The sequence below is a fragment of the Paraburkholderia sp. GAS334 genome (assembly GCF_050436625.1).
Lineage (GTDB): Bacteria > Pseudomonadota > Gammaproteobacteria > Burkholderiales > Burkholderiaceae > Paraburkholderia.
In genome coordinates this window covers 225,620-251,760 of the sequence record NZ_JBNDMO010000004.1, presented here as the reverse complement: position 1 = coordinate 251,760, position 26,141 = coordinate 225,620, and the positions used below count along the sequence as shown (strand labels likewise).

The following is a 26,141-nucleotide window of genomic DNA, read 5'->3' as shown; positions in this document are numbered from 1 at the left end:
CGTCCTCAGGCCACGACTTTCAGCGGGATGTATTCGTGCTTCTGCTTGCCGCCGATGCGCGCTTCCCACGGGTCAGGCAGTCCTTCGAGCGAATACAGCAGGCGTTCATACAACGCCTTGCGATTTGCGGCATCGTCGACCACTTTCTTCTTGATGTAATCGAGGCCCACGCGTTCGATGTAATGCACAGTGCGATCGAGATACCACGCTTCCTCGCGATAAAGCTGCAGGAACGCGCCGGAGAATTCCTTGACCTCATCGGACGTCTTCACCTTGACGAGGAACTGTGCGACTTCGGTCTTGATGCCGCCATTGCCACCCACATACAGTTCCCAGCCGCTGTCCACCGCGATTACGCCGACGTCCTTGATACCGGCTTCCGCACAGTTGCGCGGACAACCAGAAACGGCGAGCTTCACCTTGTGCGGTGACCACATGTTCGCGAGCATCGTTTCAAGGTCGATACCCATCTGCGTGCTGTTCTGCGTGCCGAAGCGGCAGAACTCGCTGCCCACGCATGTTTTAACCGTGCGAATCGATTTGCCATACGCGTGACCCGACTGCATGCCGAGGTCTTTCCACACATTCGGCAGATCTTCTTTCCTGATTCCCAGCAGATCGATCCGCTGACCGCCGGTGACCTTAACCATCGGCACGTTGTATTTATCGGCGACGTCCGCGATCCGGCGCAGTTCGGCCGCGTTCGTCACGCCGCCCTTCATCTGCGGAATCACCGAGAACGTGTTGTCTTTCTGGATGTTCGCGTGCACGCGCTCATTGACGAAACGGCTTTGCGGATCGTCGACGGCTTCGCGTGGCCACGTCGACAGCAGGTAGTAGTTGATTGCCGGGCGGCAGGTTGCACAACCATTCGGCGTGCGCCATTCGAGGAAGTCGTACACCTCGCGATGCGTCACCAGATGATGATCGCGGATCGTCTTGCGCACGTCGCCGTGGCTATGATCGGTGCAATGGCAGATCGCCTTCGTCTTCGGCGTTTCCTGAAAGTCGGAGCCGACCGTGCTCATCAGGATCTGCTCGACAAGACCCGTGCACGAGCCGCATGAGCTCGAAGCCTTGGTGTGCTTGCGCACTTCATCGAGTGTGAAGAGGCCTTTTTCCGTGATCGCCTTGACGATCGTGCCTTTGCATACACCGTTGCAGCCGCAGACTTCGTCGCTGTCCGCCATCGCGGCGGCGCGGCTCTGACCCTGCACGCCCGAATCACCGACATTCGATTCGCCGAACATGATGTGATCGCGCAGCTCGCCGAGCTTGCGGCCTTCGCGCAGCAGCTTGAAATACCATGCGCCGTCGGCGGTATCGCCATACAGGCACGCGCCGACGAGCTGATCGTCCTTGATCACGAGCTTCTTGTAGACGCCTCCGGAAGGATCGGAGAGTACGATTTCCTCGGTGCCTTCACTGCCCATGAAATCGCCGGCGGAGAAAAGATCGATACCGGTGACCTTGAGTTTCGTCGACAGCACCGAGCCCTTGTAGCTGCCGATGCCCAGCAGCGCGAGATGGTTCGCGCAGACTTTCGCCTGCTCGAAGAGCGGCGCAACGAGGCCATACGCAATGCCACGATGGCTCACGCATTCGCCCACTGCATAGACACGCGGATCGTACGTCTGCAGCGAATCGCTCACCACGATGCCGCGATCGCAGTAAAGGCCTGCGGCTTCGGCAAGCGTCGTATTCGGGCGGATGCCGGCCGCCATCACAACCAGATCGGCAGGCACGGTCTCGCCATCCTTGAAGCGGACTGCACACACTTCGCCGGCGTCATTGCCGACAATTTCCGACGTCGATTTGCCCAGCAGAAACGCGAGGCCACGTTCTTCAAGCGAACGTTGCAGCAGCTTGCCCGCAGTCGAATCGAGCTGACGTTCAAGCAGCGTGTCGCCCAGATGCACGACGGTAACGTCCATGCCGCGCAGCTTCAGACCGTTCGCCGCTTCGAGGCCGAGCAGACCGCCGCCGATCACTACCGCGTGACGCTTCACCGCGGCGGTATCGATCATCGCCTGCGTATCGCGGATGTCGCGATACGTGATCACGCCGTTCAGGTCCTTGCCGGGCACAGGCAGGATAAACGGCGTTGAGCCGGTTGCGATCAGTAGACGATCATAGGCTGCTTCGGTGCCGTCATCGGCCACGACCACGCGTTTCACGCGATCGATCCGTTCGATCGTTTTGCCGAGATGCAATGTGATGTCGTTTTCCTGATACCACTCGACCGTGTTGAGGATGATGTCGCCGAATGCCTGTTCACCGGCGAGCACCGGCGAAAGCAGGATGCGGTTGTAGTTCGGATGCGGTTCCGAGCCGAACACGGTGATGTCATAGTGACCGGGCGCGATCGTCAGCAGTTCTTCGATCGTGCGGATGCCGGCCATGCCGTTGCCGATAACAACGAGACGAGGTTTGTTCATGATGGTGTCTTCCCGTTCAGACGCGTGCGGCTGCAACCGACCACGCACTGCGCCAGCGGCGCTTCACGTTGCTCATGCCCGCCCAGCCGAGTGCGGCCAGGGCAGCAAAGAGCCAGAGACCCATCGAATAGTCACCGGTCGCCTGCTTGATCGAACCGAGACTCGCAGCAAGCGCAAAGCCACCGATGCCGCCCGCCATGCCGATCAGGCCCGTCATCACACCGATGTCTTTTGCAAAGCGCTGCGGCACGAGCTGGAACACTGCGCCATTGCCGGCACCCAGACACAGCATCGCCCCGATAAAGAGCGTCAGCGTGACGAACGGACCGCCTGCACCAAAGCCTGCGATGCCGATCAGTACAGCGACAGCAGCGAACACATTCAGCAATGAACGCGTACCGCCCACGCGATCGGCCATCAAGCCGCCGAACGGACGCATCACCGAGCCTGCGAACACGCACGCGGCCGTGGCCCAGCCGGCCAGCTTCGGATCGAAACCGAACTGGTCATGGAAGTAGCCGGGCAGGGCGCTCGCGAAGCCTGAGAAGCCGCCGAACGTCAGCGAGTAGAAGAACATGAACCACCATGCGTCGCGATTGGCGAGCATGCGTGCGTAGTCGCGCAGATGCTTGTGCGTGGTGACGCCCGGCGCATCCTTTGCGCTGATCGTATAGAACACCAGCACGGCGACGAGCGGAATGCACGCGATGCCGAACACGTTCTGCCAGCCGAACGCAACGGCCAGCACCGGCGCGAACAGCGCGGCGAGCACGGTGCCGGAATTGCCTGCGCCGGCGATGCCCATCGCGGTGCCTTGCTGATGGGGCGGATACCAGCGCGAGGCGAGCGGCAGCGCGACTGCGAACGACGCGCCCGCAACGCCCAGCGATGCGCCGAACAGCAGCACCTGTGCCATCGAATGCACTCCGGTGCGCCACGCAACCAGCAGGCTCGCGATCACGAGAACCTGGCCGATCAGACCCGCGCGCTTCGCGCCGATACGATCGGCGAGCATGCCCATGAACACACGCAGGATGGCGCCAGCAAGAATCGGCGTCGCGACCATCAACCCGCGTTGCTGGGTGCTGAGCGACAGTGTGTGTGCGATCTGGATCTGCAACGGTCCGAGGAGATACCAGACCATGAAGCTCAGATCGAAATAGAGGAATGCAGAAAACAGCGTGGGGGTGTGGCCATTGCGCCAGAAGCTGCGGTCCATGATAGTTCCGTCGTCGGATCGCATCCGGGTGATGTACCGGATACGACAAACGTCGAACGCCATTGCCCGACCGGTGAACGGCACGGTGTGCCGTTTCGCTACTGGTCCGCGGACTGTCTGTCGCGCGGCACCCGAGTCATGCATCCATGCGCCGTTGCAAGGTGCGATAGCTATTTAGCAACAGCTATGCCATGTTGCCGCATCGGCGGAAAGCCTTGTCGGGCCTGCGTTTGACGGTCTGGGACGCGGAAGGCGTATTGCACCGCAGCAGTGCGCGGGCCGCGGCGTCGCACAGAGTTAGCGCGAGCGGGCGCGTTCGTGGCGCGCGATGCGCCCTTCTGGACGCGTCCGGCACTCATGCCGTGTTCGACTCGGCTTCAGGCCATAAGCGTGGAAACAGATAGCGAAAAAGACTGAGCGGCAGCGCCAGTTCGACCGGACCTTTGGGCGTTCTGGACTGAACGATGCCGAGTTTGAGCAGATCGGCGAGCACGCGGTCGGCGGTGCGGGCGGCGAGCCCCATCATGCCCTTGAAGCGCGCGCGTTCCATCGAAGCAACCGTGCCGAGCCATGCGAGCGGCTGCGCAGCTTCGACCCGCAGATATCGGGTGGTCTCGCGGGTGCCCTCCGCGGCGAGCATCTGGGCGAGCCGGGCTTCGAAAGCGCGCATATCCAGCATGCCGTCCATAAAGCGCACCTGGTCGAGACAGATGTTCATGCCGAATTCGATAAAGTCGACAAGGCCTTTTTCCGACAGCACGCCGCGACCGTCGTAGTCGCCTTGACGCGGCTGGTCGGCTTCGATCAGATGGTTGTAATAGCGTGTCTGCTCGCGCGCGAGCCCGCGCATTGGCGACCACAGGCCCTGCGTCAAACCCAGCGCCGAGAGCCCGAGATGCGTGTGCAGACGTGCCGTACGGCCGTTGCCATCCAGAAACGGGTGAATCCAGGCGAGCCGATGGTGCGCGGCCATCAGCGCGATGACCGCGGTTTCGCCCGCCCGGGCGTGACGGTATCCACGATGCCATTCGTCCATAAACGCCGGCACCGTGGCGGGATCAGGCGGGATATGCTCGCCGACCTTCACACCGCGATCACGCCAGGCGCCGGGGACAATGGTTTCTTCGTGGCCGTCGTCATCGATCTGGGTCAGATCGTCGGGCGAAAGCTGGTCGTGCAGATGTCGATGGATGGCCTGCGCCACCGAGCCTTCAAAAAAGGTGTTCGAATCGAAGGACGGGAATGCCTGCTCGCCCCATTCCTCGGTAGCGATATGTGCCACTGCGATGCGCTGTTTGCGGGCTTCCGCGGGTTTGCTCGAAAAGTCCTGCTGCATCGCCTGCTCGATCAGAAGCGGCTCCGTATGCTGGCCTTCAATCTTGTTGGTGTAGTACGAGTTCATCGGGCGCAGCGCTTCACGCAGCAGATCGCGCAGATGCGGCATGCCGTGCGCTGCGAGGTCCTTGGCGTCGCTGATGACTTCGGCGGCAAGCGGGCGCAGGCTGTCCAGCTTCGGGTCCGAGGGCAGAAGCGGATGCATCTGATGGACGGCGTAGTACGGATACTTCGAGTGGGAGGTTGCCATGGCGGTGATTTTGGCGGATCGCGTGGCGAATCTTAACACCGTTTTTTAATGTAAAAAAGTTGTTTATTTACATAGGTTTAAGATGTTATTGGCGAATCATGTGGCGAATCTTTTGGCGCATTTATGCGAAGGGCTTCCGCGCGGTATCCAGCGCTCGCCCGTAGCTATGCGGAGAAAAAGCAAACGTCAGTGCAATCATCGCTGAGATGTTCACTGCGAGCATGATCCACGCGGCGGTAAAGGTGCCGGTCAGGTCGCGCACGAAGCCCGCCAGCATGGGCGCTGCCGCCGCGACGACAAAACCGGCACCCTGTACGAACGCGACGAGCCGGGCGGCGAGCCGATGGTCCGCGGAGTGGTCGAGCGTCGTAACCAGCGTGACGGAGAACGTGCCGCCGAGGCCCGCGCCTGCAAGCGCGACCCACAGCACCGGCGCCGACTCCGGCCATGCGATCAGCCCGACGATGCCCGCCAGCTGCGCACCAAGACCTGCGACAAGCCACGGACGCCGGTCGCGAAATGGCGCGGCGGCGAGTGGCAGCAACAATGCGGCGGCGGCCTGAAACACGGTCATGCCGGCGAGCAGCGAGCCGCTCGTGGCAACGTCGGCGCCATGCTGCTGGTAATACGCGGGCAACCAGGCGACAAGGCTCGTATAGCCGCCGTTGACGAGCCCGAAGTGCAGTCCAAGCGCCCAGGCGCGGCGGTTGCACCAGAGGTTGATGGCGGGTGCCTGTTGCATGGGCGGGACGCTCGCAGCCGGCGAAGCGCGCGTCGCACGACGGTTCAAACGAAGCCAGTAAATGAGCGCGGCAAGTGCCGGCACGGCCCAGACAGCGAGCGCCGCGTGCCACGAATCGGCAAGCTGCGCGATCCACGGACTCAGCCCTGCGCCGAGACCGCCGCCGCCCATGATCGACGCCGAGAACATGCCCATCGCCAGCGGCACGCGCGCACCGAAACGCTGTTTGATCAGGCTAGGCAGTAGCGCCTGGATCGACGCGACGCCAATGCCCGCCAGCGCCGCCGTAAATAGCAGGGTGGCGCCGCTGTCGGCCGGCCAGCGCGCGGCGCACGCGAGCGCAATCGCCAGAAGTCCGAGTGCCACGCCGCGCGTTTCGCCGACCGTCCGCGTGAGCGCACCCGCGCCGAACGCGCCGAGCCCCATCGCAACGACCGGCAGACTTGTCAACAGTGACGCGCCGTAGAAGCTGAGACCGGCCGCCTCGCGGATCGTCGCCATCAGCGGGCTGAGCGACGTCAGGAGCGGACGCAGGTTGATGCCGACAACGACGATTGCGCACAGCCACACGCCGTCATGCCATGTCATGGCGCGCGTTGCATGTGAGGTGCTGGACGCGTCCGCGCAAGGGTGGGCGGGGCTGGAATTTTGACTCACGGAGACCTTCGTCGAACGGGGATGAGGAGGGAAGCGCTGAAGCCGCTGCGGGTTGTGCAGCCTGCACGAGCGCATTTCTGTACCTCATTATGGTTAACCATTTTTGTATAAAATGGTTAACCAGCCGGCTATGCCCGGTATTACCGGCGTTGCGCATTGGCGGATCCCTGGCCGTTACCGGTCCGTCTCGCTACAATGCCGCCCGACATCGCAAGACAGCCCGTTTTCATCACCCGTTCATGACCTCACACGCCCGACATTCATCCTCGATCGCCGAAGACGCGCCGCCCGCTGCCGGGTCCGCGAACGCGTCGATTACCGTCGAGGAGCGCATTTACGCATCGATCACTTCCGCGTTGCTGCAAGGGAAGCTGCGACCGGGCGCGCAACTTGTCGAACGCGATCTGGCGGCGGCGTTCGGCTGCACGCGCGGCGCGTTGCGCAAGGTCCTGACGCGGCTCGGTTTCGAGGGGAAGCTGGTGCTGGAAGCGCATCGCGGCGCGTTCGTCCCTGCGCCGTCCGAAGAGGACATCCGGCAGGTGTATCGCGCAAGGCAGATTGTGGAGGCGGGGATCGTCGCCGCGTCATGCGGGGCGTTGTCGTCGCAGCAGAAGCGCCGGTTGAGCGCGCATGTGCGTCAGGAAGAGGCGGCGCAGCAGGCTGGCCGTATCGATGACGCGGTGCGCCTTGCGGGGCAGTTTCATGTGCTTCTGACCGAACTGGCCGGTGGCACGGAATTGCTGGGGCTGGTGGTGCAACTGGTCGGGAAGACCGAGCTGTATAAGGCGCTGTACGATCCGTCGAAGGGATCGACCTGTTCCGCGGACGAGCACGCGCAGATCATCGAAGCGCTCGATGCAGGTAACCTGCACGCCGCGCTGGACGTGATGCGCGTTCACCTCGAAGAACTCGAGGAGCGTGTCGTTCAGCAGGTCCGCCTGCAATCCGGCAGCGGTCTTGGCGCACTGTTCAGCGAATAGAAGACGCGCCCGACGGACCCACGAACGATAGTGCAGCGGCTATGTCAATCCGGCCGCTACGGTCGGCTTAGCGCCGACGGAATTGCGAGCTGCGTGCGCCGCCGCCACCGCCGCCAGCACGTTCGTCCTTGTGGCGGAAGTTGATGCGGCCCTTCGTCAGGTCGTAGACCGACAGTTCAAGCGTCACGCGGTCGCCCGCGAGAATACGGATGTGATTCTTGCGCATGCGTCCGGACGCATATGCGCCTACCACGACGCCATTGTCGAGCGTCACGCGGTAACGGCTATCCGGAAGTACTTCGTCGACGATACCGTCCAGTTCAAGCAGTTCTTCTTTCGCCATGCATAGCTCCTGGTCAATGAGTTTGGGTCGCTTCGACCGGATGCCGGCGAAGCGTGTGGTGCGGTAAAAGGCAGCGCCGTGGCGCGCCTGTAAAACGATTTGAAACAGCGCCGATCGAAACGATGCCGCTCAAAGATCGGCGACCGACTGGCCATCCACACGGCCGTCGATCAGTTGCTCGGCGTGCGCCATGCACGCGAGACGCGCCTTGCCCGTGCCTTCGAACGGCCACAGATGCGGCAGACGGAACACGCGGCCATCGGCCGACGGGTTCGCGCCCACGCGGCAGATGCGCACCGACGCTTCGTAGCCGGCGTCGGGGTTGCGTCGCGTCTGCTCATCGGAATGACGGCGCGGGTACACGAGCGGGTGAATTTCGTAGCCCTTGTAGGTTCTGACAGCTTGAGTCATAAAACTATATGTCCTGTAATACGTGGCCAGCATGTCCAGCGCGTGACGCACGGGAACGGCCAGCCTGGCGGCGCAGCCATACGGCGCGCCGCACGAAAAAAGAATGGCGCCAGCCCGCTTCAACGAGACTTGCGCTCAACCGCGTCGATTCGCGGATTCGATGGAGAAGAAACACGCCGATGCCGCGTGGGCACTGGGCGCATGAAAATGCACAACTCGCGACAGCGAATGCGCGTAGCGCATTGCCGGAGTGACGGGATCGCCGACGGGCGGCGGTCGAACTGTCGGGGGTATTGCGGAGACGCCGGTTGGTGCCGATCGATACTGCCTGTACTGCCGATTCAGGGTACAGCTATTCCAATATGATGCACTAAATGGGACCGATTGGATAGCAAAAAGTTTTCCGCGCCGGGGGGTAGCGGCGGAAAGACATTCTACTGCAGGCCTTCGCGCAATCGTTCGGAAGCGCGTTCTCCAGATGTTGACGGGCGCCGCGCGCAGCGCAGGCGGCGCGCGGGGAAACCGCTTCAGTTCATTTTTGCCGGCTCGCGTTTTTTCAGCTCGCGGGATGCGGCGAGCGGAATGCGCGCGTCGTCCCATGCGGCGAGCCACTCGACTTCTTTCGCAGTGAAAATCTGTCCATGATTGCGCAGCGCGTACTGCAGCGAATCGATGATGTGATTGCGGATGATCTCGGGCGTGCCTGTATCGTCGAGCACGGCACGAAACGCTTCTAGCGTGGCCATCGTGTCGCTCCGGAAAATGGATACGCACTTATCACACGCCAATAGTGCGCCGCCAACCGGACAAAAATCGTCGGGCGCGGGTGATGTACGCGATACGTGAGTCGCGCGGGTGGTGCGGGCGGTGCGGGCGGAGCGGATTATCCAGGACTCCGGCACTGGCTCACCTCACCTCACCTGAACCGTTCTGCCCGGTACGGCCGCGGATCGGTGAAAGGCGTCATGCCGGTCATCATTTCAGCGAGGAGGCGGCCGGTAACCGGCCCGAGCGTCAACCCATGATGGTTGTGGCCGAACGCGAACCACAGGCCGCGATGGCGCGACGCGGGGCCGATAACAGGCCGCATGTCCGGCGTGCACGGCCGCATGCCGAGCCAGGGCGCTGCATCCGCGCGTGCACCGAGGCCAAACACGGGCTTCGCGATGCGTTCCGCGCGTTCGAGCTGGACGCTCGTTGGCGGGGCGCCGCGTCGGGCGATTTCGACGCCCGTCGTGAGCCGCAACCGGCCTTGCATCGGCGCGATCACATAGCCTTTTTCGGTATCGACGACCGGCACTGACAGGATCTGCCGTACCGGCTCGTAGTGCATGTGATAGCCACGCTTCGTGCGCAGCGGAATACGGTAGCCGAGTGGGCCGAACACCGTATCCGACCAGGGGCCGAGCGCGACGACGACTTCCTTTGCGCTGATCCTGCCGGCTGTCGTCTGTACGGTCCACGCGTCGTCTTCGGCGAGCAGGGTGGTTGCGTCGCCGGTCAGCAGCGTGCCGCCGCCCGCTTCGAAGAGGCGTGCATAGCCTTTCGTCAGCGCGCCGGGATTAGCGACGCTCTTCGGGTCCAGCCAGTGGAGTGCGCCACAAAAACCTTCCGCGAGACCGGGTTCGCGCGCGCGCAGCGCGGCTGCGTCGAGCGGAACTACGCGAAGACCGTTTTCGCGGGCGGAGACTTCGGCCGCGGGCGCCTCGTCGTCGAATGCCGCCTGAGTGCGAAATGCCTCGATCCAGCCGCCGTCGTGTACAAGCGCGCCGAGATCCGCGCGTGCGATCAGCGCATCGTGTTCCGTCACGCAGCGCTGGATCAGCGGCAGCATGTCGCGCGCGGCGCCAGCCAGCCGTTCCGGCGACGACTCCCACCAGAATCGCGCCAGCCACGACGCGTACGACGGAATCGCCTTGTAGTCCCAATAGAGATCAGTCGACGCGTTGCGCGCGTAGCGCAGCAACGTGCCGAAGCGTCGCGGAAAACCATACGGCACGATCGACGACCGCTCGATCAGCCCGGCGTTGCCGAAGCTGGTTTCCTCGCCGGGGCCGCGCCGGTCGACCAGTGCGACACGCCGCCCGCGATCCTGCAGATGGAGTGCGGAAGACACGCCGACAATGCCGGCACCCAGTACGATGACGTCGAAATCCATAGACCCGCTTTTCCGCTTGAGTGCTTCAATGCCTGAGTAACGGGCGCGATGCGCATGTACGCGCGCGTGCGCACACACTGCATGACCCGGAGTCGAGCCGCACCGACGCGGCTCGAAGCAGTCGACTCTAAATCAGGAGCGGCTTATTTCGCAATGATGTCGCGCTTGAAGTACTTCTGCGAGAGCGCGCTCAGCGTGCCGTCTTTTTTCAGCGAATCCAGTGCGGCGACGACCTTCGTCTTCAGCGCCTGATCGCCCTTGCGCAGACCAAGACCCGTGCCTTCACCGAGCGTCGCGGGATCGCTCAGCGGTGCGCCGAGAATCGCGTAGTCGCGGGCCTCGGGCTTGCCGAGAAAGCCGTCCTGCACGGTCTGGGCTTCCTGTACGCATGCGTCCAGCCGGCCCGCGACGAGATCCGCATACACCTGGTCCTGGTCCTGATACGAGACGATTGAAACGCCCGCGGTCGCCCAGTGCGCCTTCAGGAAATCTTCCTGCGACGAACCCTGCAACACGCCCACCCGCTTGCCCTGCAGGCTCTTCGCGTCGGGCAGCAGTTTCGAATCACGCTTCGCCACCATCACGATCGGCACGATATAGACGGGCGGCGTGAAATCGATGCTCTGCTTGCGCTTGCCGGTGATGTTCATCGCCGAGTTGATCACGTCGAATTTGCGCGCCTGTAGGGCAGGAATCAGGCCGTCGAACGAATTTTCGACCCACACGCACTTCACATTCATCTTCTTGCAGACGGCATTGCCGACATCGATGTCGAAGCCCTGCAGCTCGCCCGACGGGCTTTTGCTTTCGAACGGAGGATAGGCCGCTTCAACGCCGAAACGCAACGTATCAGCAGCGTGGGCGGTGCTAGCGAGACTGACGAGAGCGGCGGCGAGGCAGACAGAAAGCTTGAGTTTCATGAACGGTTCCTGGCGTGGGTTGGAACTGCGTGAGAGAGCGGAAACGACAAATGACGTGGATCAAATATAGACTAAATGTCTATCGTAGACTATAGGGAATACGAGCAAATCTGGTTTAAATAGTCTAGAGTAGACTCTATGTCTACAATTTAAACCGTGCAACCTGCATTTCGCAGGCGCGCCCGATCTGGAGAAATACGCATATGAGCAGGAATGAACCGGCAGGTCCTCTGATCGTCGACGAAGAAACCGTGCGGCGCGCATTGCCGGCGCTGGACGTACGGGGCGCGCTGGCAGCCATGTTTCGCGCACTGGGCCATGAAAACGCCGTGCAGCCGCCGCAGACGCTCACGCTTTTTCCCGCTGGCGCCGGCGACTTCATCACATACCTTGGCGCGATGGCCGAGGCGAAGGTGTTCGGTGCGAAGCTGTCGCCGTATATCGTGACCGGCGGCCGGCCGATCGTGACGGCGTGGACTGCACTGATGTCGATGGAAACCGGGCAGCCGCTGATGTGGTGCGACGCTGGCCTGCTGACCACCGAACGCACCGCCGGGACGACGGCGCTCGCCGTCGAGCATCTCGCCGGCGCTGATGCGCGACATCTCGCGATCATCGGTTCCGGCGCGGTCGCGCAGGCGCACCTGCGGCACGTCGCGCCGTTGCGGCCGTGGGAGTCGATTCGGGTGTTTTCGCTGGACCTGCAGCGCGACGCAGCGAAACAGGCTGCTATCGCCGGAATCGACGCGCGTGCGACGTTCAGCGCGAGTGTCGAAGACTGCGTGCGCGATGCGGATGTCGTGATGCTGTGCACGTCGTCGGGGACGCCGGTGCTGCCCGACGACGCGCTGACAAAGCCCGCGTTGATCACGTCGATCAGCACGAACGTCGCGAACGCGCACGAGATCCCACCTGCGTGGCTGCCTGATATGGATGTCTACTGCGACTACCGGCGCACGACGCCCGGCAGCGCGGGTGAAATGAAGCTGGCGGCTGAGCGGCATGGATGGTCGGCGGAAAGCGTGGCCGGCGATCTGCCGGAACTGGTCTGCGGCACGTGCAAAAAACCGTCGTACAGGAAGCACGTTTTTTTCCGCTCGATCGGCCTTGGACTGGAGGATGTCGCGATCGCGTACGGGTTGCTGCGGCACCTGCAAATGCCGCCGCGTGAAGAAGCTTGACAGAAACCGTCCGGGTGGCGACGATTCCTCCGCGCCTGCCAGCACTGCCGAAGAATGGCAGTGCGCCCCGAATCCGCCCACGTGCTTACAGAACCCATGCGCAAGAAAAAGTCGTCTCCCGTCAAAGACCTGCTGCTGACCCGCTATGCACCGCTCGCGGACAGCATTGCGACGCTCTTTTTCCCCTACGCCGAAGTGGTGATCCACGATCTGCGCGACCAGACCGTGCTGTATCTCGCGAATAATCTGTCGAAGCGCGAAATCGGCGACGACTCGGCGCTCGAAGAAATCGATCATTCGGTGCGCGAACGCGTGATCGGCCCGTACGAAAAACTGAACTGGGATGGTCGCCGCATGCGTTGCGTGAGCAACGTCCTGTTCGACGACGAGGGCAAACCCGCGGGCATGATGTGCATCAACTTCAATATCGCGGTGTTCGAGGACGTCCGTTCGACGCTCGACCTGTTCATCAAGGGAGCGGGCATCGTCGCGCAGCCGGACGAACTCTTTCGCGACGACTGGCAGGACCGCATCAACACGTTTCTGCATGGCTGGTTGCGTGAACGGCAGATTGGTCTGAATTCACTGACACGCGATCACCGGCGCGAACTGGTTGAAGCGCTGTATGCCGAGGGCGCGTTCCGCGGCAAGAGTTCGGCGAACTATGTGGCTGCCGTGCTCGGCATGGGGCGCGCAACGGTCTACAAGCATCTGAAGCAGATGAAAGAAAGCGCGAGTTGAACGTCGCGGGCAGCCTCAGCGCATGCATCACGTTGAAAAGGAGTGACTCGGTGCGATACCGGCATTACAAGGGTGGTATTTACGAACTGGTCTGCGAGGCGACGCTGGAGTCGGACCCGGGCGTCACGATGATCGTCTACCGCGCGGCGAATGGTACGATCTGGACCCGTCCGGCCTCGGTATTTTTCGAGCCTGTCGAACACGACGGCATAACCGTGTCGCGGTTTACGCCGATCGATTGATTACCTGCGCGCCGGATGCGCGCGCCTTGTCGGAAGAGAAAACAGATATGCGTTTATTGCTCGCCATCATCTTGCCGTGGTTCCAGTTTTTCACGATTGGGCGTCCGTTTGCCGGGATCGTCTGTCTGATCCTGCAGGTCACGCTGATTGGCTGGATTCCGGCTGCAATCTGGTCGGTGTATGCGCTCAGCCAGTACAAAACCGATCGCAAGATCGAGCGGGCGCTGGGTTCGCGGATGTGAGGTGAACCTCAGGATTTCTGGAGTTCGATGGCCCCCGGCACCTCGATCACCAGATCCGACGTCGCGATTGCCACGCAGGGCAGGATCAGACCTTCGGCCTTTTCCTCCCTGGTGAGTCCAGGCCACTCGATCGTGTATCGCACGTGACCTTCCTTCATCTGGCACATGCAGGTCCTGCACGTGCCGTTGCGGCACGATCTCGGTAGCCGTAAACCGGCGAAGCCGGCAGCTTCCAGAACCGTCAGCGAGTCGGGCGCTTCGAACGTCTGTCCGAGCGGTTCGATGCGAACGAAGAACGGTTGCGTGGGCTCAGACACGGCCTGGCCCGCAGGAAGTCATCTGCTGCCGTGCCAAAGCACCGGAAAAAACAACGTACGCTTTCCTGCGAACGTCATCGCTCAAATCGCATTCGAAATGGTGTCGGCAGGCCATGATGGGTTCGCTCGCAATCACGCGGAAAGCACAAACGCAGAAGCTTAGCTTAACCCGACGGGCTGCATCACTCGAAGATACATCGCGGCGTGGCCGCCCTCACTGCGCGCGCCGCTGCCGCAGATACCGGTAGACCGTGTTTCGTGCGAGTCCGAGTTCACGCGCCGTCGCAGACACGTTGCCGGAATGGCGCGCGAGCGTCTGTTCGATCAACGCAGCCTGCCAGTCCTGCATCTTCCCGGATGCCACGTTCTCGACGCTTTCAACGTTCATGGGCTGAACCGCCCGGGTCGACGGTGATACACGCCTTTCGTTCGGCGCGGCGTCGCAGTCCTGCAGGAAATCGTCCGGCAGATGCTCGAGCCCGATCTCTTCCTCGCCTTCAGCCATGATGGCCGCTGTACGCAAAACGTTCGCCATTTGCCGCAGATTCCCCGGCCAGCGGCAACGTTCGAGGCGTTCGAGAACGGCATCCGAGACGCGCGCAGGAACGGCGGCGTCGCTGTCACGCTGCAGTTCGAGCATCCGCGCGATCAGCGCGGCGAGATCGGACCGTTCCCCAAGCGCGGGCAAGGTTACGACCAGCCCGTTGATCCGGTAGTACAGATCGTCGCGGAACGTGCCCGCTTCGATCATCGCGCGGAGGTTGCGATGCGTCGCGCAGATAACGCGCAGGTCGACCGGAATCGCGCGTGTCCCGCCGAGCGGTACCACGGTCCGCTCCTGCAGCACGCGCATCAGCCGGACCTGCTGGGCGAGCGGCATGTCGCCGATTTCGTCGAGAAACAGCGTGCCGCCGTCGGCCTGCACAATCTTCCCGACGCTGCCGCGCTTCTTCGCGCCTGTGAACGCGCCATCTTCATAGCCGAACAGCTCGGCTTCGATCAGCGTGTCGGGAAGTGACGCGCAGTTCACCGCGACGAACGGCGCGTCGCGACGCGGCGAGTCGTTGTGAATGGCTCGCGCAAGCCACTCCTTGCCGGTGCCCGTATGCCCGAGCACCAGAATCGGGATGTCCCGGCCGCGCACTTTTTCGACGCGCCGAAGTACCGCCGACATCTGCGCATCGCCGGTATCGAGCGTCGCGAAGGTGACGTTATGCGACGGAGAGGGCGCTGAACGTGTCGACCGCGCGGGTCGCGCGCCACCGTCGAAACCTTCATCGGACGAAGAGCGGAACACGGGTCGTGCGCCCGCTGCATATTCACTACGCGCGACGACCCGCACGCCGCTCGGCAACGTCAGCGTCACGCATTCGCCTGGCTTGTACGTCGTGTGTTGCAGAAGCGCCGGCAACGCCATGCCGAACAGCTCGGGAAACGTTTGCGCTTGCAGCGTCGCGAGCGGACGTCCGAACTGGAACAGCGCGCTGCGATTCGCTGACAGAAACCGGCCATCCGGCCCAAACGCGGCGAGTCCTTCGAACAGCGTGCCGATGAATTCGGCGTGAGCATGGAAGTGAATGCGGATGGCGTCCGCAAACTGGTTCGTGAACAGATGATTTTCGATCATCTGTGCGGACATGCGCACGAGCGCCAGCGTGTGCTTATGAAAGCCGCGCGTATCGCCGCTCACATCGAGCGCGCCGATTATGCGCCCGAACGGATCGGCGATCGGCGCGCACGAGCAGGTGAGGATGTGATTGGCGTGGAGAAAATGTTCGCCGGCATGAACGACCGTCGGCTGGCCGTCGACCAGCGCCGTGCCGATGGCATTCGTGCCGCGCTCCGATTCGGCCCATGAGACACCCGCGCACAGCGCAACGCGATTCGCTTTCTCGATGAAATCGCTGTCGCCGAAACTGTGCAGGATGACGCCGTCGCTATCGGTGAGCAGCACCATGCTCTCCGTATTGACGATCTGCGTGTGTAGCGTCTGCATCACGGGCAACGCGTGCGTGTACAGCGAATGATTGCGTTCGACGAGTTCGCGCAACGCGGGGCGATGCAACGGATGGAAATCGGGCGTCTCCGATTCGCGCAGGCCCACGCCTAACGAGCGCGCGTGCGCCGTTGCGATCACGTCCGGCAGAGCCGTTACGGGCGTCGTCGAAAAACGTTGCGTCACTGCGTGTCTCCGGTTCGTCTCGCATGCGCTAAGGAGGTACGTAGCCTCGCCGGTCGCCGCGGCTGTCATGGCGCACTGCAGCATGACAGCGGATGAGATCCCCATCATACAAGATGCATTCCAGTCGCGACATGCGGAGAAAACGGGGTATTTTCGCGAAGCCCACGACGGGCCTGGGTCGGAGCCGATCGGCAAGATGCACCACAGCGGTGTGCGGAGCAGGGAAAACTTGCAGCCCGGCAGAAGTCGTCTACAGTGAATAAAATCAGCCGCGCGGCGTGTCACGTTCCGTGATCGTACGGCTGTCATCCACGCATGCAACCCGGTCAGGAGGCGCTTTTAGCAGACATGTGTGGCCCCCATTGATTGTTCGTCACCCGAAAGGCGATTCCCATGCAGATCATTTTCCTGAACGAAACCCCTGAATACTCGGGACAAGAACTTACCCTGGCATTCCCGGCAATGGTCGATGGGGAGAGGGTGGAGTGCATGATTACCGCCGAAACGCTCGAAGATCACTACGGGGCTGCGTCGACGCGCATCGAAGATATGGTCGGTGCATTCTCCACGCATCGTGAACGTATCGAAGCCGCGACCCGGCGGCTGCTGTCGGAGACGCGCGCCCAGTGCGTCGTGCTGCGCAGCGGTTACGTGCGCTTTTACGAGGCGAACTGGCGCACCTGAACTGAGGTCGCGATCGGGCGACCAGCCGGTCGGGACAAGGTGGCTTATTCCGCGCCGAGATAGAAGTAGCGGAACAGGAACACGGCCGCGATGATCCAGACGACGAGCTTCACCTCGCGCGCCTGTCCAGTCAGCAGTTTCAGGCCCGCGTACGAGATAAAGCCGAACGCAACGCCGTTCGCGATCGAGTAGGTGAACGGCATCAGCAGTGCGGTCAATGCCGCCGGCACGACTTCGGTGGCGTCGTCCCACGGCAGGTCGGCCATTTCGCGCAGCATCAGGCACGAAACGTAGAGCAGCGCGGGCGCAGTCGCGTAGCCCGGCACGACACCCGCGAGCGGCGCGAAAAACAGCGCCGCAAGAAACAGCACGCCGACGGTAATCGCCGTCACGCCCGTGCGGCCACCTGCCTGCACGCCGGACGCGCTTTCGATATACGCCGTAGTCGATGACGTGCCCAGCAGCGAGCCCGCGAGAATCGCCGTGCTATCGGCGAGCAGCGCCCTGTTCAGACGATGCATCTTGCCTTTGACCAGCAGCCCCGCGCGGTTCGCGACGCCCATCAACGTACCGGTTGCGTCGAACAGTTCGACGAGGAAGAACACGAGAATCACATTGAGTACGCCGCCCGAGAGCGCAGCGCGGATATCGAGGTGAAAGAGCGTCAGGTCGATCGACGGCGGCGCCGACACGATGCCGTTGAAGTGATTGCCGCCAAAGAAAAAGCTGAGCACCGTCACGCCGACGATACCGATCAGGATCGCACCGCGCACGCGCAGAAAGTCGAGCGTCACGATCGTGAAAAAGCCGATGATCGCGAGAATCACATGCGGTTCATGCAGATTGCCGAGCGTGACGAGCGTTGCCGGATTACCGACCACCACACCGGCCGACTTCAGCGAAATGATTGCGAGAAAGAGGCCAATGCCGCCTGTGATTGCAATACGGATCGAATGTGGAATGCCGTTCACGATGACCTCACGCACGCGGAACAGCGTGACGATCATGAACAGGCATCCGGAGATGAACACCGCGCCAAGCGCGGCCTGCCATGTAAAACCCATGCCCTTCACAACGGTGTACGCGAAATACGCGTTGAGTCCCATGCCCGGTGCGCAGGCGATCGGATAGTTCGCGTACAGCCCCATTATCAGCGTGGCGAGCGCGGCGACCAGACACGTCGCGACGAACACTGCATCTTTCGGCATGCCTGCATCGCCGAGAATCGCCGGATTCACGAAGATGATGTAGGCCATCGTGAGGAAGGTGGTCACGCCTGCCAGCACTTCCGTGCGCAGATTGGTACCGGCTTCGTCGAAGCCGAAATAGCGGTTTGCCGAGTCCATGAGTCGCGTCCCTCGTTGTTTCCTGATGGTTTTCTTGTGATGACGGGCCAGCGTCGCTGTGACGTCATAGCAGATGAGGGCAAAAGAAGGCCGATCAGCCGCTACCGTGGGGCCACGGGCGGATTGTAAACACGATTGATCACGAAGTACCGGATCGTCGCGCACGCCGTGGAGACGTCGCAACACCGGTTGACGGGCCTCATCCGTCGTGCGCGTCCGGCGGATCCTTCGGTGTGGAAACTTCCGGAGATGTAGCGGGCAAAGGAACAGCGCGAGGCGCGTGACGCGCAAGCCAGCGGTCGAGTTCGCCCGCAAAGGTCTTCGTATCGCGTGCGCTGAATGCGGACGGACCGCCGGTATCGACGCCGCTGCTGCGCAACTGGTCGAGCATCGCGCGCATGCGCAGACGTTCTTCGATGGTGCCGGGGCTGTACCAGTTGCCGCGCGGATCCAGCGCGTGCGCGTTTTTCTGCAGCACAGCGGCGGCGAGCGGGATATCGGCGGTGATGACGAGGTCGCCCGTGACGACGCGTTCGGCGATCAGATCATCGGCTGCATCGAAGCCGGCTGGCACCTGGATCGTGCGGATCAACGGGGAAGGCGGGACGCGCAGGAACTGGTTCGCGACCAGCGTGACGGTCACGCCGACGCGCCGCGCGGCGCGGAACAGCATGTCCTTGATGACGACCGGACAGGCGTCCGCGTCTACCCAGATTTGCATCGTGTCGGCTTCCGGAGTCGAAGGGGCGTGATGATACCCGGCTCAGGATAGCGCGACCGATGCTACGTGGCGTGGTTTATTGCTGCGTGGTGGCCGGCGTTGCCTGCGCGCGCTGCGCGGCAACGATGCTGCCAGCCCGTTGAGCGTTCTCTGGATAGTTGATCCAGTCGAGCGGATCGTAGCCAGCCGCGCGCCAGGCCTTGAGATCGGCTTTCACTTCGGCGCGGGTTTTCGGTGCCGAAGGATCATAAGTCTGTGCGGTGGTCTGCGCGAATACGGAAGGCGCGAGCAACGCACCGAGCAGGGCGCCAGCTGCGATGCGGGAGATGATGTTCATGGTAGCGGTTGTATTTATAAGGGATAACCCTCGAATTCTAGTGGGACGTCAAGCGAGCGGTAAGGCAGCATTCAGCAATTGATTGTTGCGCGCTCCGATGTGAAAGCACGGTCCGATTGCCTTCATAACGCTTTCATTTCAGGCGTTTGAAGGCTTGTTCATCCTGTCGATCACCGCGCTTAGCAGGTCGATCGGCAGCGGGAAAACGATCGTCGAGTTCTTGTCGGCGGCGATGGTGGTGAGCGTCTGCAGGTAACGCAGCTGCATCGCCTGCGGCTGGCGCGCGAGCATCTGCGCGGCCTCCAGCAGATGCGCCGACGCCTGCAACTCGCCCTGCGCATGAATCACCTTCGCGCGCCGTTCGCGCTCGGCTTCTGCCTGCCGCGCGATCGCGCGGATCATCGTTTCGTTGATATCGACATGCTTGATCTCGACGTTCGACACCTTGATGCCCCACGCGTCGGTCTGCGCATCGAGGACTTTCTGGATGTCAGCGTTAAGTTGTTCGCGTTCGGCGAGCAGGTCGTCGAGTTCGTGCTTACCGAGTACGGCGCGCAGTGTCGTCTGCGAAAGCTGGCTCGTAGCTTCGAAGAAGCGCGCGACCTGAATCACCGCGCGTTCGGGATCGACGACGCGAAAATAGATCACCGCGTTGACCTTCACCGACACGTTGTCGCGCGTGATGACGTCCTGCGGCGGCACATCGAACACGACGGTGCGCAGATCCATGCGCACCACCTGTTGCACGATCGGGATGATCAGCACGAGTCCCGGTCCCTTGACCTTCCAGAACCGCCCGAGCATGAACACGACGCCGCGTTCGTACTCGCGGAAAATGCGCACCGATGAAGCAATCAGCACGACGACCAGCAGAATCAGGATGCTGCCAAAGCCGAAGGTGAAACCGATCATGAGGGTTCTCCCTGTTGTGATGGATTACCGGCGAGCGGGACGACCGTGAGCAGCAGGCCGCGTCGGCCGGTGACGCGTACTTCGCGGCCGGCGGCCAGCGGTTGCGCGCTCATCACGCGCCAGCGCTCCCCGCGTACGCGCGCCCAGCCTTCATTCGTGAATTCCCCACTGGATGGCACAACGACTTCGTCCAGCACGATGCCGATGCTGCCCAGCATCGCTTCCGAACCCGTAACGACTGGCCTTTGACGCGCGCGTAACGCTACGCTGGATACCGCGAAGATAAAGAGCGCGCTGAAGATCGTGAGCGCTGCGATCAGTGGAATCGGCACGCCATAGCCGGGCACGTCGGTATCGATCAGCATCAGCGCGCCGATCACGAACGCGATGATCCCGCCGAAACCGAGCGTGCCGAACGTCGGCAGAAAGGCTTCTGCGATCAGGAATGCGATGCCCAGAAAGATCAAACCGAGACCGACGAAGTTCACCGGCAGCAACTGCAACGCAAAGAGACCGATGAGCAGACTGATTGCGCCCGCGACGCCCGGCAACACGAAGCCCGGGTTGGCGAATTCGAAGAAGAGCCCGTACATGCCGATCATCATCAGGATCAGCGCGACGTTCGGGTCGGTGATGACCGCAAGGAAATGGCTGCGCCAGTCCGGTTCGAGCGACACGATCGGTGCGCCGGTCGTCGAGAGATGCTGGTCGCCGGTGGCGGTGTTGATGGTGCGGCCGTCGAGTTGACGCAGCAGGTCGGGTACATCGCGCGCGTTCAGATCGACCACATGCTGGTCGAGCGCCTCACGTGCCGACAGGCTGACGGCTTCGCGCACCGCACGCTCGGCCCAGTCCTGATTGCGTCCGCGTAGCTGCGCGAGTCCGCGGATATAGGCGGCGGCATCGTGTACCTGCTTGCGGATTTCGGTTGACTGCGCGTCGAGTGCGGTCGAAGCGGACGCTGCATCCGAAGGCGCACCTGCTTTCTTTTCGCCGGAAGCAGGGGGTGAAAGCGGCGCGCCTGGTTGTTGCGGCGCAGCGCTACCGAGGCCGAGCTGAACGGGCGTTGCCGCGCCGAGATTGGTGCCGGGCGCCATCGCCGCGATGTGGCTTGCGTACACGATGTATGTGCCGGCGCTCGCGGCCCGCGCGCCGCCAGGCGCGATATACGAAGCGACGGGTACCGGCGAGGACAGGATCGCCTTGATGATCTGCCGCATCGACGTATCGAGGCCGCCGGGGGTGTCGAGCTGGATCACGGCGAGCTGCGCGTGATCCTGTGCAGCGTGGGCGAGCCCGCGAACGATAAAGTCAGCGGTGGCGGGGCCAATCGCCCCGTTGACCGGAATCACGACGACGCGTGCCGCTCCGGCGGCCGCAAATGAGGCCGAATGCTGAAGTAAGGCCGCGAAAACCAGCAGGAATCCCGACGCGGCTGCATCGCGCAGAAACCGGAAACACCGGGCCGCAAAGCCGTCGCGGGTCGATGGACGGCGCGGACCAGACTGCCGGAACAGGAGAAGCGGGTACGTTCTCATCGCGGACAGCCGGCGCACCTTGTCGGCAAGCGCCGGCCCAAAAGGACTGGCCTGATACCTATAGCTTAGTCCGGAACCGCTGGCTGCGTGAGCGACGTGATGCGGTAGTCGGTCGGACGCATGCCCGTCCATTTGCGAAAAGCGCGGTAGAACGCGCTGGGTTCGGCAAAACCCACGCTCGTCGCGATGTCGGCGATCGTGCGGTCCGTGTCCTGCAGTTCGCCGATTGCGATGTCGCGCCGCAGGTCGTCCTTGATCGACTGGTACGTATAGCCTTCCTGCCGGAGCCGGCGCCGCATCGTTGCTTCTGCAACATGCAGGCGCAACGCCATCTCGTCGGAGCCGGGCCATGCGGACATCGGCAGCGCACGCAGCAGCCTGCGCACGCGCGCCGCAAGCGAGCCGGGGTTGCGGTACTTCACGACGAAGCTCCCGGGCGCATCGCGCAGGAAGGCCTTCACCGATTGTGTGGTCTGTACCACCGGCAGGTCCAGAAAACCCGGTGCGAGATCGACGAAGGATGCGTCCTGATCGAACGCCATGTCGTCGCAGAACATCAGCCGGTATTCGTGCGCGGCCGGTGGTTCGGCGCAGCGAAAGCGTGCCTGTAGCAGCGGAATGCGTCGCCCGACAAGCCAGCAAACGAGGCCGTAGACCAGGATGAAGTACGTCGCACAGGCGAACATGGTGGGTGCCGGTGTGCCTTCACGATGCGTGAATTCGAGTCGTACACGCGTGGCATCCGGCACGATCCGTACGTGGAGATCGTCCAGCACCAGCCGCATGAAGCCGACGGCGCGCGCGAGTGCGTGCGCACCGGTGCGCGCCGTCAGCGCTGCCTGTGTCATCGCGATGAAACTGCCGCTTTTCATCGGATGCGAATCCTGGCCGAAGAACTCATCGTCGAGCGCGCGGGCGATGCCGGCCCACAACGCGCCGTATTGCGCCGACGTCACGCGGCTTTTCGGCGAAGCGAGCACCTGTGGCGCGATGCCGGCCGCTTCGATCACAGGTTGCACGTCGAGCCCGCGCGAGCGCGCCAGCGCGAGCGTTTCTTCGACGAGGCTGACGGAGATGGTGCCCTTTTCGTTTTTCATTCTGACTATGGTAAATGCGCTCACCGAGATTGAGCGGGCTGAGCATCGAACCCGGGCGCCGGACTACCTACACTTTTCCCGGCGGATGGCGTTGTTCGCACGTTGCGCCGCTGCAGCGCAACAAGACGACACCGTGCAGGCCAACCCTTCGCGGCGCGTCATGCACAGCGAAACGGCCGGGCATCGAATACGCCGGATGCAACACACACGCAACATTAGCGCACCACGCAAGGCGGATCCGATGCACGATTTCTACACCGACGAACAACGGATGATCCGCGATGCAGCACGCGACTTCGCGGTCCACAGTCTCGCGCCGCATGCGGGCGAGTGGGACCGCGTCGGCGCACTGCCACCGGAAGTCGTCACGCAGATGGGCGAGCTCGGCTTTCTCGGCATGATCGTGCCCGCCGAATGGGGCGGCTCCTACACCGATTATGTGGCTTATGCGCTCGCGCTCGAAGAAATCGCCGCGGGCTGCGCGGCATGCGCGACGCTGATGAGCGTGCATAACTCCGTCGGCTGCGGTCCGATCCTGAACTTCGGCACCGACGCGCAGAAAGACCGTTATCTGCACGACCTCGCAACCGGACGACGTATCGGCGCGTTCTGTCTGACCGAACCGCAGGCCGGCTCTGAGGCGAATAACCTGCGCACGCGCGCCATGTTGAGCGACGGCCGGTGGATCATCAACGGCAGCAAGCAGTTCGTGACGAATGGCTCGCGCGCCGATGTCGCGATCGTATTCGCCGTCACCGATCCGGATCGCGGCAAGCGTGGACTCTCGGCCTTTATCGTGCCGACTGGGACGCCGGGTTTCAACGTCGGCAAGCCGGAAAGCAAACTCGGCATCCGCGCGTCGGATACGTGCCCGATCTCGCTCGACGACTGCGCCGTGCCTGAAGCGAATCTGCTGGGCGCACCGGGAGAAGGCCTGCGGATCGCGCTGTCGAACCTGGAAGGCGGGCGTATCGGCATTGCGGCGCAGGCAATCGGTATCGCGCGCGCGGCCTTCGACGCGGCGCGCGCCTACGCGAACGAGCGCATCCAGTTCGGCAAGGCGCTGAAAGACCATCAGACCATCGCAAACATGCTTGCCGACATGGCGACACGTCTGAACGCCGCACGCCTGCTCGTGCATCACGCTGCGCGGCTGCGCAGCGAAGGGCTGCCTTGTCTGTCGGAAGCGTCTCAGGCGAAACTCTACGCGTCCGAACTCGCCGAAGAGGTGTGCTCGAAGGCGATCCAGATTCACGGTGGTTACGGCTACCTCGAAGACTATGCGGTCGAGCGCCACTATCGGGATGCCCGCATTACCCAGATTTACGAAGGAACCAGCGAAGTACAAAGAATGGTGATCGCGCGACACGTTTAAGTGCAGAATGACCCGACATAGAGCGCCTGTGCGCCAATCAGGAGACGACGATGACTGCAGCGAAAAGCTATCTGGCGGCGCGCGACCTGTTGTTTCGCCATCGCACGGACTATGACAGCGCGTATCGCGAGTTCGCGTGGCCCGTGCTCGGCGAGTTCAACTGGGCGCTCGACTATTTCGACTTGATCGCGCGTGGGAACGACAACCCGGCGCTGATGATCGTCGATGGCGCGGGGAGCGAGGGCACGCGTTACTCGTATGCGCAGATGTCGGAGCGCTCGGCGCGGATGGCGAACTTTCTGCGTGGCATCGGCGTTGGGCGCGGCGACCGTCTGTTGCTGATGCTGCCGAATCGCATCGAACTCTGGGACGTGATGCTCGCGGCGATGAAGCTCGGCGCGATCGTCCTGCCCGCTGCCACGCAACTATCGCCCGATGACGTGCGCGATCGCGTGCAGATCGGCGGCGCGCGGTACGTGGTGGTCGATAGCGGCGAGCTCGCCAAATTCGACACCATCGATGCGGGTGTCGAGCGCATTTCTGTCGGCACGCCGCGCGAAGGCTGGATCGATCTCGGCGGTGCCTATGATGCGTCGCCGTCATTCGAGCCCGATGGCCCGACGCACGCCAGCGATCCGATGCTCCTCTATTTCACCTCCGGCACGACGTCGAAGCCGAAGCTCGTCGAGCATACGTATCAGAGCTACCCGGCAGGCCATCTGTCGACGATGTACTGGATCGGTCTGCAACCGGGCGACATTCACTGGAACATCAGTTCGCCGGGCTGGGCGAAGCACGCGTGGAGCTGCTTCTTTGCGCCCTGGACTGCGCAGGCCTGCGTGTTCATTTTCAACAATCCGCGCTTCGTGCCGAAGGAAGCGCTCGATGCACTGGTGCGTTTCAACGTCACGACGCTATGCGCGCCGCCGACTGTCTGGCGCATGCTCGTGCAGGAGCCGCTTGCGTCGTATCCCGTGAAGCTGCGCGAGATTGTCGGCGCGGGCGAGCCGCTCAATCCCGAGGTCATCGAGCGGGTGCGTCACGCGTGGGGCGTGACGATTCGCGATGGTTTCGGTCAGACGGAATCGACCTGCCAGATCGGCAACTCGCCGGGTCAACCGGTCGTGCCGGGGTCAATGGGAAGACCACTGCCGGGCTACCGGATCGAACTCGTCGATGCAGACGATCAGCCCGCTACCGAAGGCGAAATCGCGTTGCCGCTCGCACAACGTCCGCTCGGCCTGATGACCGGCTACGCGAACAACGAAAAGGCCACCGCGCAGGCGATGCGCAACGGTTTCTATCACACGTCCGATGTCGCGATGCGGCGCGACGATGGCTACTACGTCTATGTCGGCCGCGCGGATGACGTGTTCAAGTCGTCCGATTACCGGCTGAGCCCTTTCGAACTGGAAAGCATACTGATCGAACACGAGGCGATTGCCGAAGCGGCGGTCGTGCCGAGTGCCGATGCGCTGCGACTGTCGGTGCCGAAGGCGTTCGTGACCGTGCGTCAGGGCTACGAAGCTGGCCCCGAACTGGCGCGCGCCGTGTTCGCGTTCTCGCGCGAAAAACTCGCGCCATACAAACGGATTCGCCGGCTCCAGTTCAGCGAATTGCCGAAGACCATCTCGGGCAAGATCCGCCGCGTTGAACTGCGGCGTCGCGAGCTGGAGCGCGAGGCCGAACCCGCGCGTCTACCCGACGAATACTGGGAAGAGGATTTTCCCGATCTGCGCTAGACACGTTTAGCCCGCTAAACAGGATACTTTT

Annotated in this window: 25 protein-coding genes; 8 read left to right on the top strand and 17 right to left on the bottom strand. The window is 62.7% G+C overall.

Translation table 11 applies throughout. From position 1 onward, the window contains the following. Positions 1–5: 5 nt before the first annotated feature. The 4 genes from nirB to P3T21_RS10075 all read right to left on the bottom strand — a co-directional run bounded on the left by nirB (position 6) and on the right by P3T21_RS10075 (position 6,572). Complete coding sequence (gene nirB / locus P3T21_RS10090) at positions 6–2,438, bottom strand: nitrite reductase large subunit NirB (RefSeq protein ID WP_429255788.1); 2,433 nt, start codon at positions 2,436–2,438, stop codon at positions 6–8. Between the two features lie 16 nt (positions 2,439–2,454). Then, positions 2,455–3,657, bottom strand: a complete 1,203-nt coding sequence (locus P3T21_RS10085) for a nitrate/nitrite transporter (RefSeq protein ID WP_429255787.1) — start codon at positions 3,655–3,657, stop codon at positions 2,455–2,457. 355 nt (positions 3,658–4,012) lie between these two features. Further along, positions 4,013–5,242, bottom strand: coding sequence for a Fic family protein (locus P3T21_RS10080; RefSeq protein ID WP_429255786.1), 1,230 nt, complete (start codon positions 5,240–5,242; stop codon positions 4,013–4,015). Positions 5,243–5,363: 121 nt separating this feature from the next. Continuing rightward, complete coding sequence (locus P3T21_RS10075; protein WP_429255785.1) at positions 5,364–6,572, bottom strand: cyanate transporter; 1,209 nt, start codon at positions 6,570–6,572, stop codon at positions 5,364–5,366. A 308-nt stretch (positions 6,573–6,880) separates the two neighbouring features. Between P3T21_RS10075 and P3T21_RS10070 the strand changes: the two genes are divergently transcribed. After that, the gene (locus P3T21_RS10070; RefSeq protein ID WP_429255784.1) at positions 6,881–7,621 is read left to right on the top strand and encodes a GntR family transcriptional regulator; all 741 of its coding nucleotides are present in this window, start codon (positions 6,881–6,883) and stop codon (positions 7,619–7,621) included. A gap of 67 nt (positions 7,622–7,688) precedes the next feature. On the opposite strand, the gene infA is transcribed toward P3T21_RS10070, so the two are convergent. The 5 genes from infA to P3T21_RS10045 all read right to left on the bottom strand — a co-directional run bounded on the left by infA (position 7,689) and on the right by P3T21_RS10045 (position 11,453). Next, on the bottom strand, positions 7,689–7,964 hold the full coding sequence (gene infA, locus P3T21_RS10065) for a translation initiation factor IF-1 (RefSeq protein WP_228883456.1): 276 nt from the start codon (positions 7,962–7,964) through the stop codon (positions 7,689–7,691). Between the two features lie 129 nt (positions 7,965–8,093). Further along, the gene (locus tag P3T21_RS10060) at positions 8,094–8,375 is read right to left on the bottom strand and encodes a hypothetical protein (protein ID WP_429255783.1); all 282 of its coding nucleotides are present in this window, start codon (positions 8,373–8,375) and stop codon (positions 8,094–8,096) included. Positions 8,376–8,902: 527 nt separating this feature from the next. Beyond that, on the bottom strand, positions 8,903–9,121 hold the full coding sequence (locus P3T21_RS10055; protein WP_429255782.1) for a hypothetical protein: 219 nt from the start codon (positions 9,119–9,121) through the stop codon (positions 8,903–8,905). A 170-nt stretch (positions 9,122–9,291) separates the two neighbouring features. After that, positions 9,292–10,533, bottom strand: coding sequence for an NAD(P)/FAD-dependent oxidoreductase (locus P3T21_RS10050; protein ID WP_429255781.1), 1,242 nt, complete (start codon positions 10,531–10,533; stop codon positions 9,292–9,294). A gap of 143 nt (positions 10,534–10,676) precedes the next feature. Then, positions 10,677–11,453 (bottom strand): ABC transporter substrate-binding protein, encoded by a 777-nt coding sequence (locus P3T21_RS10045; protein WP_429255780.1) that lies wholly within the window; start codon positions 11,451–11,453, stop codon positions 10,677–10,679. A 203-nt stretch (positions 11,454–11,656) separates the two neighbouring features. On the opposite strand from P3T21_RS10045, the gene P3T21_RS10040 reads away from it, so the two are divergent. From P3T21_RS10040 to P3T21_RS10025, 4 genes are read left to right on the top strand one after another with little or no spacing between them, the layout of a single operon-like run. Beyond that, complete coding sequence (locus tag P3T21_RS10040; RefSeq protein WP_429255779.1) at positions 11,657–12,634, top strand: ornithine cyclodeaminase family protein; 978 nt, start codon at positions 11,657–11,659, stop codon at positions 12,632–12,634. A gap of 54 nt (positions 12,635–12,688) precedes the next feature. After that, complete coding sequence (locus P3T21_RS10035) at positions 12,689–13,375, top strand: helix-turn-helix transcriptional regulator (RefSeq protein ID WP_429255778.1); 687 nt, start codon at positions 12,689–12,691, stop codon at positions 13,373–13,375. A 50-nt stretch (positions 13,376–13,425) separates the two neighbouring features. Further along, complete coding sequence (locus tag P3T21_RS10030; RefSeq protein ID WP_429255777.1) at positions 13,426–13,617, top strand: DUF1653 domain-containing protein; 192 nt, start codon at positions 13,426–13,428, stop codon at positions 13,615–13,617. A 47-nt stretch (positions 13,618–13,664) separates the two neighbouring features. Further along, positions 13,665–13,859, top strand: coding sequence for a YqaE/Pmp3 family membrane protein (locus tag P3T21_RS10025; protein WP_429255776.1), 195 nt, complete (start codon positions 13,665–13,667; stop codon positions 13,857–13,859). Between the two features lie 8 nt (positions 13,860–13,867). On the opposite strand, the gene P3T21_RS10020 is transcribed toward P3T21_RS10025, so the two are convergent. Then, positions 13,868–14,176, bottom strand: a complete 309-nt coding sequence (locus tag P3T21_RS10020; RefSeq protein WP_429255775.1) for a 2Fe-2S iron-sulfur cluster-binding protein — start codon at positions 14,174–14,176, stop codon at positions 13,868–13,870. A gap of 214 nt (positions 14,177–14,390) precedes the next feature. Next, positions 14,391–16,358, bottom strand: coding sequence for a sigma-54-dependent Fis family transcriptional regulator (locus P3T21_RS10015; RefSeq protein WP_429255774.1), 1,968 nt, complete (start codon positions 16,356–16,358; stop codon positions 14,391–14,393). A gap of 393 nt (positions 16,359–16,751) precedes the next feature. On the opposite strand from P3T21_RS10015, the gene P3T21_RS10010 reads away from it, so the two are divergent. Further along, a complete protein-coding gene (locus P3T21_RS10010) occupies positions 16,752–17,042 on the top strand; it encodes a DUF1488 domain-containing protein (protein ID WP_429255773.1) in 291 nt (96 codons plus the stop codon). Between the two features lie 44 nt (positions 17,043–17,086). Here the strand turns inward: P3T21_RS10010 and P3T21_RS10005 are convergent, their stop codons facing one another. The 6 genes from P3T21_RS10005 to P3T21_RS09980 all read right to left on the bottom strand — a co-directional run bounded on the left by P3T21_RS10005 (position 17,087) and on the right by P3T21_RS09980 (position 22,993). Continuing rightward, positions 17,087–18,388 (bottom strand): NCS2 family permease, encoded by a 1,302-nt coding sequence (locus tag P3T21_RS10005; RefSeq protein ID WP_429255772.1) that lies wholly within the window; start codon positions 18,386–18,388, stop codon positions 17,087–17,089. Positions 18,389–18,587: 199 nt separating this feature from the next. Then, positions 18,588–19,109, bottom strand: coding sequence for a YaiI/YqxD family protein (locus P3T21_RS10000; RefSeq protein ID WP_429255771.1), 522 nt, complete (start codon positions 19,107–19,109; stop codon positions 18,588–18,590). 76 nt (positions 19,110–19,185) lie between these two features. Then, complete coding sequence (locus P3T21_RS09995) at positions 19,186–19,446, bottom strand: DUF4148 domain-containing protein (protein ID WP_429255770.1); 261 nt, start codon at positions 19,444–19,446, stop codon at positions 19,186–19,188. A 138-nt stretch (positions 19,447–19,584) separates the two neighbouring features. After that, a complete protein-coding gene (locus P3T21_RS09990) occupies positions 19,585–20,358 on the bottom strand; it encodes a slipin family protein (protein WP_429255769.1) in 774 nt (257 codons plus the stop codon). Then, the gene (locus P3T21_RS09985) at positions 20,355–21,896 is read right to left on the bottom strand and encodes an NfeD family protein (protein WP_429255768.1); all 1,542 of its coding nucleotides are present in this window, start codon (positions 21,894–21,896) and stop codon (positions 20,355–20,357) included. Before P3T21_RS09985 ends, P3T21_RS09990 begins: the two co-directional genes overlap by 4 nt. 65 nt (positions 21,897–21,961) lie before the next feature. Beyond that, positions 21,962–22,993, bottom strand: a complete 1,032-nt coding sequence (locus P3T21_RS09980; RefSeq protein ID WP_429255767.1) for an AraC family transcriptional regulator — start codon at positions 22,991–22,993, stop codon at positions 21,962–21,964. Positions 22,994–23,234: 241 nt separating this feature from the next. On the opposite strand from P3T21_RS09980, the gene P3T21_RS09975 reads away from it, so the two are divergent. Beyond that, the gene (locus P3T21_RS09975; RefSeq protein ID WP_429255766.1) at positions 23,235–24,368 is read left to right on the top strand and encodes an acyl-CoA dehydrogenase family protein; all 1,134 of its coding nucleotides are present in this window, start codon (positions 23,235–23,237) and stop codon (positions 24,366–24,368) included. 50 nt (positions 24,369–24,418) lie between these two features. Further along, complete coding sequence (locus P3T21_RS09970; protein WP_429255765.1) at positions 24,419–26,110, top strand: AMP-binding protein; 1,692 nt, start codon at positions 24,419–24,421, stop codon at positions 26,108–26,110. The last annotated feature ends 31 nt before the right edge of the window (positions 26,111–26,141 follow it).